This is a genomic window from uncultured Allobosea sp. (assembly GCF_945956895.1).
Classification (GTDB): Bacteria; Pseudomonadota; Alphaproteobacteria; order Rhizobiales; family Beijerinckiaceae; genus Allobosea.
In genome coordinates, this window is record NZ_CAMFJF010000002.1 from 178,709 (window position 1) to 193,520 (window position 14,812).

General features: G+C 66.0%; 13 protein-coding genes. 2 read left to right on the forward strand and 11 right to left on the reverse strand.

What is annotated here, in order from left to right; all coding sequences use genetic code 11:
- Positions 1–78 precede the first annotated feature (78 nt).
- The 6 genes from Q0Q02_RS02245 to Q0Q02_RS02270 all read right to left on the reverse strand — a co-directional run bounded on the left by Q0Q02_RS02245 (position 79) and on the right by Q0Q02_RS02270 (position 8,002).
- On the reverse strand, positions 79–1,794 hold the full coding sequence (locus Q0Q02_RS02245) for a putative 2-aminoethylphosphonate ABC transporter permease subunit (RefSeq protein ID WP_293806486.1): 1,716 nt from the start codon (positions 1,792–1,794) through the stop codon (positions 79–81).
- Positions 1,791–2,891 carry a putative 2-aminoethylphosphonate ABC transporter ATP-binding protein gene (locus Q0Q02_RS02250; protein ID WP_293806488.1) on the reverse strand — a complete coding sequence of 367 codons (1,101 nt, stop codon included), beginning with the start codon at positions 2,889–2,891 and terminating at the stop codon, positions 1,791–1,793. The genes Q0Q02_RS02245 and Q0Q02_RS02250 overlap by 4 nt, the downstream gene beginning before the upstream one ends.
- A gap of 120 nt (positions 2,892–3,011) precedes the next feature.
- Entirely contained in the window at positions 3,012–4,031 is a 1,020-nt protein-coding gene (locus tag Q0Q02_RS02255; protein ID WP_293806490.1) for a putative 2-aminoethylphosphonate ABC transporter substrate-binding protein, read from the reverse strand.
- A 107-nt stretch (positions 4,032–4,138) separates the two neighbouring features.
- A complete protein-coding gene (gene phnY / locus Q0Q02_RS02260; protein ID WP_293806491.1) occupies positions 4,139–5,590 on the reverse strand; it encodes a phosphonoacetaldehyde dehydrogenase in 1,452 nt (483 codons plus the stop codon).
- Position 5,591: 1 nt separating this feature from the next.
- The gene (phnA, locus tag Q0Q02_RS02265) at positions 5,592–6,839 is read right to left on the reverse strand and encodes a phosphonoacetate hydrolase (RefSeq protein WP_293806492.1); all 1,248 of its coding nucleotides are present in this window, start codon (positions 6,837–6,839) and stop codon (positions 5,592–5,594) included.
- 17 nt (positions 6,840–6,856) lie between these two features.
- The gene (locus Q0Q02_RS02270; RefSeq protein WP_293806493.1) at positions 6,857–8,002 is read right to left on the reverse strand and encodes a 2-aminoethylphosphonate--pyruvate transaminase; all 1,146 of its coding nucleotides are present in this window, start codon (positions 8,000–8,002) and stop codon (positions 6,857–6,859) included.
- A gap of 105 nt (positions 8,003–8,107) precedes the next feature.
- Between Q0Q02_RS02270 and Q0Q02_RS02275 the strand changes: the two genes are divergently transcribed.
- Positions 8,108–8,986, forward strand: coding sequence for a LysR substrate-binding domain-containing protein (locus tag Q0Q02_RS02275; protein ID WP_293806495.1), 879 nt, complete (start codon positions 8,108–8,110; stop codon positions 8,984–8,986).
- 92 nt (positions 8,987–9,078) lie between these two features.
- On the forward strand, positions 9,079–10,323 hold the full coding sequence (locus Q0Q02_RS02280) for a flavin-dependent oxidoreductase (RefSeq protein WP_293806497.1): 1,245 nt from the start codon (positions 9,079–9,081) through the stop codon (positions 10,321–10,323).
- Between the two features lie 288 nt (positions 10,324–10,611).
- On the opposite strand, the gene Q0Q02_RS02285 is transcribed toward Q0Q02_RS02280, so the two are convergent.
- The 5 genes from Q0Q02_RS02285 to Q0Q02_RS02305 form a co-directional block, all read right to left on the reverse strand.
- Positions 10,612–11,070, reverse strand: coding sequence for a cupin domain-containing protein (locus Q0Q02_RS02285; protein WP_293806499.1), 459 nt, complete (start codon positions 11,068–11,070; stop codon positions 10,612–10,614).
- Between the two features lie 200 nt (positions 11,071–11,270).
- Positions 11,271–11,969 carry an ABC transporter ATP-binding protein gene (locus tag Q0Q02_RS02290; RefSeq protein WP_293806501.1) on the reverse strand — a complete coding sequence of 233 codons (699 nt, stop codon included), beginning with the start codon at positions 11,967–11,969 and terminating at the stop codon, positions 11,271–11,273.
- Between the two features lie 2 nt (positions 11,970–11,971).
- Positions 11,972–12,721, reverse strand: coding sequence for an ABC transporter ATP-binding protein (locus Q0Q02_RS02295; protein ID WP_293806503.1), 750 nt, complete (start codon positions 12,719–12,721; stop codon positions 11,972–11,974).
- Positions 12,714–13,709 carry a branched-chain amino acid ABC transporter permease gene (locus Q0Q02_RS02300; protein WP_293806505.1) on the reverse strand — a complete coding sequence of 332 codons (996 nt, stop codon included), beginning with the start codon at positions 13,707–13,709 and terminating at the stop codon, positions 12,714–12,716. Before Q0Q02_RS02300 ends, Q0Q02_RS02295 begins: the two co-directional genes overlap by 8 nt.
- Before the next feature lie 2 nt (positions 13,710–13,711).
- A complete protein-coding gene (locus tag Q0Q02_RS02305; RefSeq protein WP_293806507.1) occupies positions 13,712–14,638 on the reverse strand; it encodes a branched-chain amino acid ABC transporter permease in 927 nt (308 codons plus the stop codon).
- Positions 14,639–14,812 lie beyond the last annotated feature (174 nt).

A 14,812-nucleotide genomic window follows, 5' to 3' on the forward strand; every position in this document is an offset into this window, starting at 1 on the left:
GGGTGAGGCGTTTCCGCCTGCTCCCTGGATTGCTTCGTCGCTTCGCTCCTCGCAATGACGGTTCGCGTTCGGCATGGCTTAACGCTGGCGCCATTGCTGCAGGCGGCCGAAGACCAGCTGGTCGAGGCCGACATGGAGCAGCTTCACGGCGATGGCCGTGACCATGATGACGCTCGCCATACCCGCGGCGGAAGCCATCGCGCCGGCCTCGTCCATATGAACGATGGCGATCGAGGCGAGTTTCGTATCGGCGCCGTAGAGGAAGATCACGGCCGAGACCGTCGTCAGGGCGTTGACGAAGACATAGACCGCGATGTCGAGGATCGCCGGCAGGCAGATCGGCGCGGTCACGCGGCGGAAGGTCGACCAGAACGGCACCTTGAGCGAGGCCGAGACCGACTCGAACTCGCCGTCGAGCTGCTTCAGGCTGGTCAGCGCCGTGATGTGGCCGACCGTGTAGAAATGCGCGACGGTGTTGATCACCAGGATCGCCAGCGTCCCGTAGAGAAAGCCGAGCGGGTTCCAGCCGGCATTGTAGAAGAAGACATAGCCGAGGCCGAGCACGAGGCCCGGCACCGCCATCGGCAGCATCGCCAGGAACTGGGCGAAGGCCCGCAGCCGCGGGAAGAGCTTCACCTTCTCGATCAGGTAGGCGCCGGTGAAGATCAGCGCAGTCCCGATCACCGCCGTCAGCGAAGCCAGCAGGAGCGAGTTGCGATACGGCCCCCAGCCATCCGGCTCGACCGTGGAGAAGTCGTAATTGCCCAGCGTCAGCGACAGATTATAGGGCCAGTATTTGACGAAGGAGCCCCAGAAGGCGATCGCATAGGGGCCGACGATGGCGAGCGCGCTCAGGCTGACGAAGCCCAGAAGCGCGAGATCGCGGCGCCGCTCCGGGCGCGGGACATAAGGCACGGCGCGGGCCGAGAGCATGGCACTCTGGCGCCGCTGCACGACGCGGTCGACGAAGAAGGCGAGCACCGCCGGCACGAGCAGGATGATGCCGACAACGGCGCCCATCGGGAAATTCTGCTGGCCTACGACCTGCCGATAGGCATCCGTCGCCAGCACGCTGAACTGCCCGCCGATCACCTTGGGAATACCGAAATCGGTGATGACCAGCGTGAAGACGACGAAGGTCGCGCTGATCACGCCGTAGCGCGCGCCCGGCAGCGTGATCGTGCGGAAGATGCGCCTGCGCGTGGTGCCCATCGCGTCCGCCGCCTCGCGCAGACGCCCGTCGGAGAGCGCCAGCGCCGTGACGAGGATCAGCATTGCGTGCGGGAAGCAATAGAGCACCTCCGCCGCGATGATGCCGACGGGGCCGTAGAGCGAGGCGCCCATCATCATGGATTTGAGGATGCCCTGGTTGCCGAAGAGATAGATCAGCGCGAGGCCCGACAGCAGCGAGGGCGCGAAGACCGGGATCATCGCCGCAGCATAGAACACCCCTTTTGCCGGGATGCAGCTGCGGCGCAGCGCATAGGCGTAGAGGAAAGCCAGCGGCACCACGATCGCCGTCGTGACGCAGGCGACCAGCAGGCTATTGAGCAGCGAATAGAACAGCGAGGGCGTCGTCGCATAGCTGACGAAATTGGCGAAGCCGACGAACTTCCCTTGCGTGTCTTCAAGGCTCTTCGACAAGAGCGCCCAGAGCGGCAGGGCGATGATCAGCACCAGCACCGCGCAGAGCGTCAGGATCAGCGCGCCAGCGACATGGCGCTCGCTGATCCGGACCGGTGACACTTTCATGGACGTCTCGGCCATCGGCAGGGGCTGTGCGAGATCGCTCATCGTCCATCCCCGGCAAAAACGTGCAGCGCCTCGGGCGGAAAGGCGACGGCGCGCACCTGCCCCGGGATGATGCCGAGGTCGCGCATCGCGTTGGTCGAAAAATCGGCGGCGATCCGGGTCGCGCGCGACCCGGTCGGCTCCAGATGCGCCCGGCAGAAGGAGCCGAGGAAGGCGAGATCCCCGATCGTCGCCTCAAAGCGGTTCGGCGTGTCCGCGCCGATGCCGCGGGTGCGGACCTCCTCGGGCCGCATCGCGAGCCGCACCGGCGTGCCCACGGCGAAGGGCGCGGCATTGGCGACGACGAGGTCGAGCTCATCGACGCGGACCTTGCCCGGCCCGGTCACGATCGCGTCCATGAAGGTCATGTGCCCGACGAAATCGGCGACGAAGGGCGTAGCCGGGCGGCGGTAGATTTCCTCGGGCGAGCCGACCTGCTCGACGGCGCCGTCGCGCATCACCACGATGCGGTCGGCCATGGCGAGCGCCTCCTCCTGGTCATGCGTCACCATGATCGTGGTCACGCCCAGCCGCTGCTGCAGCGAGCGCATCTCGTCGCGCAGGCGCTCGCGAACCTTGGCATCGAGCGCCGAGAGCGGCTCGTCGAGCAGCAGCAGTTCCGGTGAGGTGGCGAGAGCCCGCGCCAGCGCCACGCGCTGCTGCTGGCCGCCCGAGAGCTGGACCGGGTATTTCTTCCCCTGATCCGGCAGGCCGACAAGCGTCAGGAGTTCATTGACGCGCCTGGCGATCTCGTCGCGGGAGCGGCGGCGGTTGACCAGCCCGTAGCCGACATTGTCGGCGACCGTGAGATTGGGGAAGAGCGCATAGGACTGGAAGACGATACCGAAATCGCGCTCGGACGGGCTGGCATGCGACACGTCGCGCCCGCCCATATGGATCGTGCCGCTATCCTGCTGATCGAGGCCGGCGACCGCCCGCAGCAAGGTGGTCTTGCCGCAGCCGGACGGGCCGAGGAAACAGACGAACTCACCGCGATGGATGTCGAGATCGATGTCGTGCAGCGCCCGGAACGCGCCGAAATTCTTGGCAAGGTTGCGGATCGAGAGGAATGGGGTGTGGGGCGTAGTGCTCGTGGACATCGTGCCGGCCTTCATCTGAACGGACAGAGATCCGTCCCGCGAACAGCGGCGGGACTTCTCTTATCGTCTTGCACGGATCATGCCGCCGGCCGCCCGCGCGGCCGGCGACATGGCAGAGGCTCAGTTCTTCGGCGCCGCCTTGGACTCGTAGCGCTTCGACCATTCGGCGAGCACGCGATCGCGGTTGTCGGCCATCCAGCCCAGATCGTTCTTGATCATCCCGGCCTCGGCATTGGCGGGATAGTTCGCCGGCTTGGTCCCGACGCCGGGCGCGGCGACGATGGCGTAGGTCTTGGAGTAGAGTTCGTTGGCATCCTTGGTCGTCGACCAATCGGCGATCTTCTTGGCCAGCGCGAGGTTCTTGCTGCCCTTGACGATGGCGCTGGCTTCCATCTCCCAGCCCACGCCCTCCTTCGGGATCACGACCTCGATCGGCGCGCCCTTGCTCTTCTCGGAGGCGCCGCGCATGTCGAGCGCCAGGCCGATGGTGCGCTCGCCGCGCGCTGCCTGGACGCAGGGCGCCGAGCCCGAATGCAGGTAGGCGCCGATATTCTCGTGCAGCCCGTCCATGAACTTCCAGCCCTCGGCCTCGCCCATGCTCTGCAGCCAGCCGGCGACCATCAGATAGCCGGTGCCGGATGAGGCCGGATGCGGCATCACGATCTTGCCCTTGAAGGCCGGGTTGAGCAGGTCCTTCCAGGAGGTCGGAACGGGCACGCCCTTGGCCTCGGCCGTATTATAGCAGACGACACCGAGATAGGCGTCCATGCCGGTCCAGGTATAAGGGCTGTTGGGATCGCGGAAGACCGGCTTCAGCGCATCGGCGCCGGCGGGCTTGTAGGTTTCGAGCAGGCCCGCCTTCTCGAACATCAAGAGGCTCGACGCCGCCAGGCCCATCACCATGTCGGCGCGGGGATTGTCCTTCTCGGCGAGGAAGCGGGCGGTGATGACACCGGTGGAGTCACGGACCCAGACGACCTCCGCCTCGGGCACGGCCTTCTCGATCGAGGCCTTGAAGGGTCCGAGCTGATCGTTCTCCAGGGCGGTGTAGACGGTCACCTTCGTTTTCTGCGCGTAGGCGGCGCCCGGAAGCGCGAGCGCAAAGGCGCCGATGACGCAGGAAGCAAGCCAGTTCTTCATGTTCTCATCCCCTCTTTATGGTCAGCTTGAACGCTCTTTGGACGTTTTCTTCCCCTGACATGCAAAAACGCAGGCGGATCGCTCCGCCTGCGCTGGCCGTTTCTTGTTCACGCGGTCCAGGGCATCGACCACGTCTTGACGTTTGTGAAGGACTTCATGGCCTCGACGACACCCTCCTTGTAGCCGAGGCCGGAATCCTTGATGCCGCCGAAGGGGGACATCTCGATCCGGTAGCCCGGCACCTCCCAGAGATTGACCGTGCCGACCTCCAGATCGGCGACGAAACGCTGGATGTAATCGTAGCGGTTCGTGCAGATACCGGAAGAGAGACCATAGGCGGTGGAGTTCGAGATGCGGATCACCTCGGCGATGTCGTTGGGCACGCGGATGATCGGGATCACCGGGCCGAAGGTCTCTTCATGCACCAGCTCGCAGGTGTAGGGGATCTTGTCGACGACGGTCGGGTGGAACAGCGCCCCTTCCGCCCGCTTGCCGTAGAGAACCTCGGCGCCCTTGGTGACCGCGTCGTCGACGCGGGCCTGGAAGAGCGAAGCCGAGCGGGCGTTGATGACGCAGCCGACATCGGTGTTCGGGTCCATCGGGTCGCCGCATTTCAGCTTCTTCGCCTTCTCGACGACGAGCTTGGAGAAGGCGTCGGCGACGCTCTCGACCACCAGGATACGCTTCACCGCCGTGCAGCGCTGGCCCGAGTTCTTGGTCGCGCCGGTGACGGCGAGCTCGGCCGCCTTGTCGAGATCGGCATCCTCCATGACGATCAGCGGGTCGTTGCCGCCGAGCTCGAGCACGATGCGCTTGTAGCCCGCCGTATTGGCGATGTGCTTGCCGACCCGGACCGAGCCGGTGAAGGTCACCAGATCCGCATCGGGATCAGTGATCATCGCATCGCCCATGGTCGAGGGATTGCCGGTGACGACCGAGAGCATCTCCGGTGGCAGGCCGGCCTCGTAGAGCACGTCGGCCAGTGCGAGAGCCGTCAGCGGGGTCAGTTCGGTCGGCTTCAGCACCAGGCGATTATTGGTCGCGATCGCCGGGGCCAGCTTGTGGCTGACCATGTTGAGCGGGTGGTTGAACGGGGTGATGGCCGAGATCACGCCGAGCAGCGGCTGGCGCGTGGTGAAGATCTTGCGCGCCTTGCCGTTCGGCGAGATGTCGCAGGAGAACATCTCGCCATCGTCCTTGATGGTGAGCTGGGCCGCGAAGGACCAGACGTCGTAGGCGCGGCTGGCTTCATAGAGCGAATCCTTCCAGCACAGGCCCGCTTCCGCAGTGATCAGCTTCGCGAAGAGCTCCTTGCGGTCGCGCAGCAGCTCGGCGGTCTTCTGCAGGATCTGCTGGCGCTCGTAGCGCGAAAGCTTCGGCTTGAACGCCTTCGCCTGGGCGAAGGCCTCGCGGACATGCTCGGGCCGGGCGGCCGGGATCAGGCCGACGAGGCTGTTATCGTAGGGGTTCCTGACCTCGACCATGTCGTCGGTCGTGACCAGCTTGCCGGCGATGCGCATCGCCTCGCGCCGCACCGGCGGCTTCACCGCAGCGTTCATCTCAGTTCACCAGGTTCAGGGCGACGTCGAAGACGTCGAAATTACGCAGGGTCCGGCCCTGCGGCACCGTGATCGGCCGGTTGGCGATCATCGGCACGCGCTGCTCGGTGATGCCGCCATGCGAGCGCAGCGGCTCGGTCAGGCCGGAGAGATCGTGCTTGTCCGGCGAGGTGCCGATCACCTTCTGGCGGGTCGAGACGACCACGACATCGCCGATCCGGTCGGCCGGCAATTCGAAGCGCTCGCAGGCTTCGGCCGAGGTCACCGCCAGCGCGATGCCGTCGAGGCCAGAAATGCGGGCCGCGACCTCTTCCTGGCTGGCGCCTTCGGGCAGATAGACCGTGGCGAAGGAGCCGAGCGCGCCGTGATGGACGACATAGGGGTCGGTGATCGGGAGGATCACCCGCATCGTGCCCTTGCCGTACCACTCGTCCATCAGGCTCTGGAGATAGACGACATCCGGCTCGCCATTGGCGAGGTGCTTGTCGTTCATGCCGTGATCGGCGGTGATGACGAGCGTGCAGCCCTGCGCGTCGAGCTTGCCGACATAACCGTCGAACATGGCATAGAAGCTATCCGCCATCTCCGAGCCGGGTGCCGCCTTGTGCTGCACATAGTCGGTGGTCGAGAGATACATCAGGTCCGGCTTGAAGGTCTCCAGCAGCTTGACGCCGGCAGCGAAGACGAACTCCGAGAGATCGGCCGAATAGACCGACGGCACCGGCATGCCGACGAAATCGAGCACGTTCTCGATGCCGTTCTCAGCCTTGTTGGCCTTGTCGGCCTTCTCCGATGAGAAGGCGATGGCGCTGCCGGAGGCGAAGTCGAGCCCCTTGCCGAGCAGCGTGCGCAGCTTGTCCTTGGCGGTGACCATCGCGACCTTGAAGCCGGCCTTCTGGAACTCGGCCAGGATGGTCGGTGCCCGCAGGAAGCGGGCATCGTTCATCATCACCTCTTCCTTGGCCTCGCGGTCATAGAAGAAGTTGCCGGCGATGCCGTGCCAGACCGGTGGGCGGCCGGTGATGATCGAGAGATTGTTGGGGTTGGTGAAGCTCGGGATCACCGAATAGGCATGGGTGCTGGCGCCGGTCTTCATGATCCGGTCGAGGTTCGGCGTCAGGCCCTTGGCACTCGCCGCCTCGATATAGGCCGGCTCCGAGCCGTCCATGCAGATCACCACCGTCGGGCGCTGCGGCCGCGCATATTCGCGACCGTTCGCAACGACATCCGCGCCAATCTTCGTGTGCATTGTCATCTCTGGGTTCCTCACGCGGCCGACTTCAGGCCGACGCCCATCTCATCAAGGACATCCGACACCGTGGCGACGAAGGCGCGCATCTCCTGCGCTCCAAGGGCGCCGATGCAGCCGATGCGGAAGCTGTCCGCGACCGTCAGCTTGCCGGGGTAGATGACGTAGCCAGCATCCTTCAGCGCGTCGTAGAAGCGCTGGAAGACGAAGTTCTTGTCCTCCGGCATGTGGAAGGTGACGATGATCGGCGCCTGCCGGGCCGCCGGCAGCAGCGTGCGGAAGCCGAGCCCTTCCATGCCCTCGATCAGGATGCGGGCGTTCTCGGCATAGCGCTCCCCGCGCCCGGCGACGCCGCCCTCGGCCCAGAACTCCTGCAAAGCCGCGTGGAAGGCGACGATGACGTGGATCGGCGGGGTGAAGCGGTACTGGCCGGTGCGCTCGAAGCCGGCGTTCTGGTCGTGGAGATCGAGCACCAGCGTGGTGGCATTGCCCTTGGTCTGCGCCAGCGCATTCTTGCGGGCAATGACGAAGCCGAGGCCGGGAACGCCCTGGATGCATTTGTTCGAGGAGGCTGCGACCGCGTCGAAATAGACCTCGCGGCTGTCGAGCGGCAGGGCGCCGAAAGCGCTCATCGAGTCGATCAGCAGCCGGCGGCCATGGCGCTTTGCGAGCGCGGCGATGGCCTCGACCGGGTTGCGGATGCCGCTGGTCGTCTCGCAATGGACGGTGAAGATATGGGTGATGGCGGTGTCGGCCACCAGCATGCGGTCGATCTCGGCGAGATCGAGCGGGGTGTCCTCGGCAGTCTCATGCACGGCGACGGCGCGGCCGGCGATCTCCAGGATGCGCTTGGCACGCTGGCCATAGGCACCGTTGATCAGGACCAGGATCTTGCCGTCGCGCGGCACGAAGGTGGTCAGCATCGCCTCGACGGCAAAGGTGCCGGAGCCCTGCATCGGCACGGTGACGAAATCCTCGCCGCCATGGATGATCTTCGGCAGCTCTTCCAGAACCGCCTTGTTGATGCCGACGAAGGTCGCGTCGCGCGAACCCCAATCATGCACCATCGCCTCCTTGATGGCCTTGCTGGTGGTCAGCGGGCCGGGGGTCAGGAGGAGCGGATCACCGGTTTCGGAAGAGGCAGGGCGGCGGGCCTGGGCCATGATGGTCTCGCGATGTGTTGCGGCGGATGACCCGGACGCTAGGACCGCGATTGACATAGGTCCAATACATCGTTTCCATATCTTGCATAGATAGGATCTATAGATATGGCCATTAGCTATTCCGGCCTTGCGGCCTTCCACGCCGTCGCCGAGGCGCAGAGCTTCACCGGCGCGGCCAAGACGCGCCATGTCAGCCAGCCGACCCTCTCCGCTCAGGTCCGCGGACTGGAAGACGCCTATGGCGTGCGCCTGTTCGATCGCGCCGGGCGGCAGGTGAAGCTGACCCCGCTCGGGCAGAGCCTCTTCGTAGTGACAGCGAGGCTATTCGCGGCCGAGGACGAGGCGGAATCGCTGCTCGCCGGCAGCCGCACCTTGCAGCGCGGCCATCTGCGGATCGCAGCCGACAGCGCCACCCATGTGATGGCGGCGCTGGCCCGGATGCGCGAGCGCTATCCGGGCCTGACCTTCTCGCTGACGATCGGCAATTCCTCTGAAGTCGTCGACCAGATCATGGATTTCGCCGCCGATGTCGCGATCACGGCGCGCGCCAATTCCGATCCGCGCATCCACAGCGTCCGGCTGCGCTCCGACGATCTCGTCGCCTTCGTCTCGGACCAGCACGAGCTTGCCCGGCACGACCAGATCCCGATCGAGGCCTTCGCCGGCCAGGACATCGTGCTGCGCGAGCGCGGCTCGATCACGCGCGAGGTCTTCGAGAACAGGCTCTCCGCCGCCGGCATCAAGCCTGCGAACCTGCTTGAGGTGCAGTCGCGCGAGGCTGTCCGCGAGGCCGTTGCCTTCGGCTTCGGGATCGGCGTGGTCTTCGCCGCCGAGTTCAAGCCGGAAGCCGGCCTGAAGCGCATCATCATCACCGGCGCCGATTTCGACGTCGGCGAGTACATCGTCTGCCGGGCCGAGCGCCAGCGCCTGCCCCTCGTGCGAAGCTTCTTCGAAATGGTTCAGGACGTGATCGAGACGCGTTGAAGCCGACGACGCTGCCCCTGCCCCTTGCGCAAATTGACAAGCCGGACAAAGATATTTCAAACTTAAAATATTAGACTTGGGGGGACGGGCAGATGCAGGTTATCATCGTCGGCGGCGGCATTGGTGGATTGACCCTGGCGCTGATGCTCCATGCGCGCGGTATCGGAGCGACGATCTACGAGCAGGCCAGCGAGATTCGCGAGGTCGGCGTCGGCATCAACACCCTGCCCCATGCCATCCGCGAGCTCGCCGATCTCGGCCTGCTGCCGGCGCTCGACGCGGTCGGCATCCGCACGCGCGAATTGCACTACATGAACCGCTTCGGGCAGACCGTCTGGCGCGAGCCGCGCGGCCTGCATGCCGGCGCGCCGGTACCGCAATTCTCGATCCATCGCGGTCGTTTGCAGAAGGTCATCCGCGACGCGGTCGCCGAGCGGCTGGGCGAGGATGCGATTCGCACCGGACGCCGGCTGCAAGGCTTCATCCAGGACGAGGGCGGCGTCACCGCGCATTTCAGCGATACCCGCTTCGGCGAGGGGGGCAAGACGGCTCGCGGCGACATCCTGATCGGCGCCGATGGCATCCACTCGGCCGTGCGCGCCTTCTATTTCCCGAACCAGGGACCGCCGCGCTGGCAGGGCGTGCAGATGTGGCGCGGCGCCTGCGACTGGCCCGTCTTCCTCGACGGCGAGAGCATGATCATCGCCGGCGGCATGGCCGGCAAGCTCGTGCTCTACCCGATCGGCGAGGGCGCGACGCCGCAGACGCGCCTGCTGAACTGGGTCGTCAATATCCGCACCGGCGATCCCGAGCGGCCGCCGCCGAAGGAGGCCTGGTCGAAGCCCGGCCGGCTCGAGGACGTGCTGCCCTTCGCCAGGCGCTTCAGCGTGCCGGAGGTCGATGTTCTCGCCCTGATCCGGGCGACCTCGACTTTCTGGGAATATCCGATGTGCGACCGCGATCCGCTGCCGCGCTGGACCCATGGCCGCGTGACGCTGCTCGGCGACGCCGCGCATCCGATGTACCCGGTCGGCTCCAACGGCGCTTCGCAGGCGATCCTCGATGCGCGCTGCCTCGCCGACTGGCTGGCGAAGGCCGAGCATCCGCGCCAAGCGCTGGCCGCCTATGAAGCACAGCGCCTGCCGGCGACGGCGGAGGTCGTGGCGATGAACCGGGTCGGCGGGCCGGAGCGCGTCATCGACGCGGTGGAAGCGCTGGCGCCGCAGGGCTTCGACGATATCGAGCAGGTGCTCGACCACGCATCACGCGAGCAGATCGTCAAGGGCTATGCCGGCAAGGCGGGATTCTCGACGGAGCAATTGGTGCGGAAGGGATAGAGCCGCTATCGCGTTTCCAAAGGCGCGTGTCATCCCGGACGGAGCGAAGCGGAGATCCGGGATCCATTCCTGAACCTTGATCTGAAGCGTTCCGGAATGGATCCCGGGTCAAGCCCGGGATGACGATGTGGTTCCGAGAGAAACCAGATGTTCCGAAGCGTCATGGTCGGGCTTGCCCCGACCATCCGCGTCTTCCTTCATGCCATGCGGCGTTCAAGACGTGGATGCTCGCCACAAGGGCGAGCATGACGGCGTGGTTCCGCGAGCAATCGTTGAAGCGACCTGCCCTCAACCCGCGTCAGGCGGCGGCGGCAGGAAGTCGACCTCGTGCTTGGCCGAAAGGGCGACGACATCGGCCGGCTTCTGCTCGGCCATGGAATGCAGGCCCCAGAACAGGTCGTAGAGCCGCGCGGTCGGCGAGACCCAGAACAGGCACTTCACCGTCGCGTCGCTCTTGTTGAACAGGCCATGCGGGATATTGCGCGGCAGCTTGATCAAGTCGCCGGCGGTGGCGAAGCTTTCCTTGCCGTCGAGCAGCAGGTCGAGCCGGCCTTCCAGCATATAGATGAACTCGTCCTGCGTCGTATGGATATGCGGCGGCACGAAGGTGCCGGGCGGCAAGGTCGCGTGCCAGGAGAAGCTCTCCTCGGTCAGCGTCTTCGGCACATAGGTCTGGCCGAGGATGCTCCAGGAAATGCCGTCGAGGCCTTCATTGGCGCGCGTCACGCCGGCAGTCAGCGGGTTCATGAGTGTTTCCTCTCTGTTGGTGATGGGCTGATCGTAGAACACATCGTCATCCCGGACACAGCGAAGCGGAGATCCGGGATCCGTCGTCGAGCGCCGGCGTCCTTCAATGGATCCCGGCTCGGCGCGGCTTTCGCCGCTTGGCCGGGACGACGGCGCGGGTGGAATATCCGAAGGAACAAAACCTCAATTGTCCTATGCCCTTAGAAATGCAGGAAGCGGTCCTTCACGGCGCTGTCGCTACGCAACTCCGCGCTGGAACCGCGCCAGACGACGCGGCCTTTCTCCAGCACGACATGGCGGTCGGCGATCCGGACCAGCGCGTCGACATTCTTGTCGATGACAAGGATCGACTCGCCTTCTGCCTTCAGGGCCGTCAGGCAGCTCCAGATCTCCTCGCGGATCAGGGGGGCGAGCCCCTCGGTCGCCTCGTCGAGGATGATCAATTTGGGATTGGTCATCAGCGCCCGGCCGATCGCCAGCATCTGCTGCTCACCGCCGGAAAGCTGGTTGCCGCGGTTCTCCCGCCGCTCCTTGAGGCGCGGGAAGAAGGTGTAGATGCGCTCCAGGTTCCAGCGCTTCTTGCCGGAGCGGTCGGCGGCGGTCGCGATCAGGTTCTCCTCGACCGAGAGCGTCGGGAAGATCTGGCGGCCTTCCGGCACGAGGCCGATCCCGGCTTGCGCGATACGGAAGGGCGCCGCACCTGTCAGGTCGCGCCCGCCGAAAGCGATCTTTCCGGCCTTTGCCGGCAGCAGCCCCATGATCGAACGCACGGTCGTGGTCTTGCCCATGCCGTTGCGGCCGAGCAGGGTCACCACCTCCCCCTCGCCCACGGCAAGGTCGACCCCGAACAGGATCTGCGCCTCGCCATAGCCGGCATCGAGCCCTTCGACGCTGAGCATCGCTAGCCCTCCTCGCCGAGATAGGCCTGCCGCACGGCCGGATCGGCCCTGACCGCCGCCGGCTCGCCGGAAGCGATGACGCCGCCATAGACCAGAACGGTGACACGATCGGCCAGCGCGAAGACGGCGCTCATGTCGTGCTCCACCAGCAGCATGGCGAAGCGGCCCTTCAGGCTGTTCAGCAGAGCGATCAGGCGCTCGCCTTCTTCATGCCCGACGCCGGCGAGCGGTTCGTCGAGCAGGATGAGCTTCGGCTGCAGGGTCAGCGCCATCGCGATCTCGAGGGCGCGCTTCTCGCCATGCGATAGGCTGCCGGCCGGCGCATGGGCGCGCTCGGTCAGTCCGACGGCCTCCAGCGCCTCCCAGGCGGGTTCGTTGAGCGCTTCGTCGCCGGCAGCGTCGCGGAAGAGCGAGAGCGGGTGGGCGCTATGCGCCTGCACGCCGAGCGCGACATTCTCCAGCGCCGAGAGCGAGGGAATCGTCGAGGTGATCTGGAAGGTGCGGGCGAGGCCGGCCCGCGCCCGCGCCTGCGGCGGCAGGCGGGTGATGTCCTGCCCGTCGAACAGGATCGCTCCAGAATCGGGCCTGAGCGTCCCGGAAATCTGATGGACCAGCGTGGTCTTGCCGGCGCCGTTCGGGCCGATCAGCGCGTGGAGCTCGCCGGGCGCGATGGTGAGGTCGACCCCGTTGGTGACCTTGAGAGCGCCGAACGACTTGGCGAGGCCTTTGAGTGCGAGCGCCGGCTCAGCCATCGCGGCGCCCCCTCAGCTTGTTGGCGAGGCCCGCGATGCCGCCATGGGTGAACAGCACGAAGAGCACGATCAGGGGCCCGAAGATCACCTTCCAGTTCTGCGTCAGGCTGGAGAGCACGTCCTCGGTGACGAGGAAGGCGAGCGCGCCGAGGATCGCGCCATAGAGCGAGCCGACACCGCCGAGCACGACCATGAAGATCAGTTCGCCAGAGCGCGACCAGGACATATAGGCCGGGCTGACGAAATCGGTCTGGTTGGCAAGGAGGAAGCCGGACAGACCCGCCATCATGCCGCTGATCACATAGGCGCCGAGCCGGACATGGTCGACGTCGTAACCGGTGACGGTGACGCGCACGGAATTCTCGCGTGCCGCCCGCAGCACGCGGCCGAAGCGCGAGGCGACGAGCCGCCGCGCCAGCCAGTAGCAGAAGGCCAGCGTGCCGAGTGCGATATAGTAGAAGCCGGTGCGATTGCCGAAGATCTCGCGGCCGAAGAGCGTGCTCTTCTCGTAGAGCGTCAGGCCGTCATCGCCGCCATAGGCCGAGAGCGCCTGCGCGAAATAGAAGGCCATCTGCCCGAAGGCCAGCGTGATCATGATGAAGGCGACGCCGCGCGTGCGCAGCGAGACGTAGCCGGTGATCGCGGCGAAGACGGTGCAGGCGAGGAGGATGACCGGCAGCGCGACGAGAAGCTCGGTCTGCCCCTCGCTGATCAGGATACCGGCGCCATAGGCGCCGATGCCGATATAGGCGGCGTGACCGAAGGAGATCAGCCCGCCGATGCCAAGGACGAGGTCGAGCGAAAGCGCCGCGATGGCGAAGATCATCGCCCGCGTCACCAGCGTCAGCCAATGCCCGGGCAGGCCGAGCGCGGACGCCAGCGGCAACAGGGCGAGCAGCGCGAAGATGACGAGCGGGGCGAGCCGGCGCACCATTGGCGCTTGCGGCCGCGTCGCGGTCGCCGCCGGGTTCGAAGAGATGCCCGCCATGCTCACGAGCGCCCCTTGGCCGGCAGCAGGCCTTCCGGCCGGACGAAGAGCACCGCCGCCATGACCAGATAGATCAGCATCGAGGAGAGCGCGGCGCCGGTTGCTCGGGCCGAGGCCGGCGCCATGAACAGGCGGAGCAGGTCGTTCATCGAGGAGCGGCCAAGCGTGTCGACAAGGCCGACGATCAGCGCGCCGACGAAGGCGCCGCGGATCGAGCCGATGCCGCCAACGACGATGACGACGAAGGCGAGGATCAGCACCGTGTCGCCCATGCCGGGCTCGACCGAGAGGATCGGCGCCGCCATCGCCCCGGCGAAGCCCGCGAGCATGGTGCCGAAGGCGAAGACGATCATGAAGAGCTTGCGGATATCGACGCCGAGCGCCGAGACCATCGGCGCATTCGAGGCCCCTGCCCTGAGCAGCATGCCGGTGCGGGTCTTCTCGACGACGAACCAGAGCAGCGCGCCGACACCCAGGCCCGCCGCGATCAGGGCGAAACGGTAGACGGGATAGAGGATGCCGTCCATCAGCCGGACATTGCCGGAGAGGAATTCCGGCACCGGCACCGAGAGCGGCGCCGCGCCCCAGATCATCTTCACCGCCTGGTTGAGCAGCAAGATCAGGCCGAAGGTGGCGAGCACCTGATCGAGATGGTCGCGTTCGTAGAGATGCCGGAAGACCAGGAATTCCAGCGCAAGCCCCAGCAGCAGCGCCGCCGCCAGCGCGAGCACGAGACCGAGCAGGAAGGAGCCGGTCAGGGAGACGAACGTCACGGCAAGATAGGCGCCCAGCATGTACTGGACGCCATGGGCCAGGTTGATGAAGTCCATCACGCCGAAAACCAGCGTCAGTCCGGCCGCGACCAGGAACAGCAGGACGCCGAACTGGAGGCCGTTCAGGAGCTGGACGATCAGGAGGCTGAGAGTCATGGGATCGGTGGCTCGCTCTGCCGTCGCGATCAGGCTCGACCGTCATTCCGGGCGTAGCGAAGCGGAGACCCGGAATCCATCATGGAGCGCATCCCCTGCAGGGCTTGCCCTTCGATGGATCCCGGATCAGCGCCGCTTCGCGGCTTGTCCGGGATGACGGCGGCGGACGTGGTG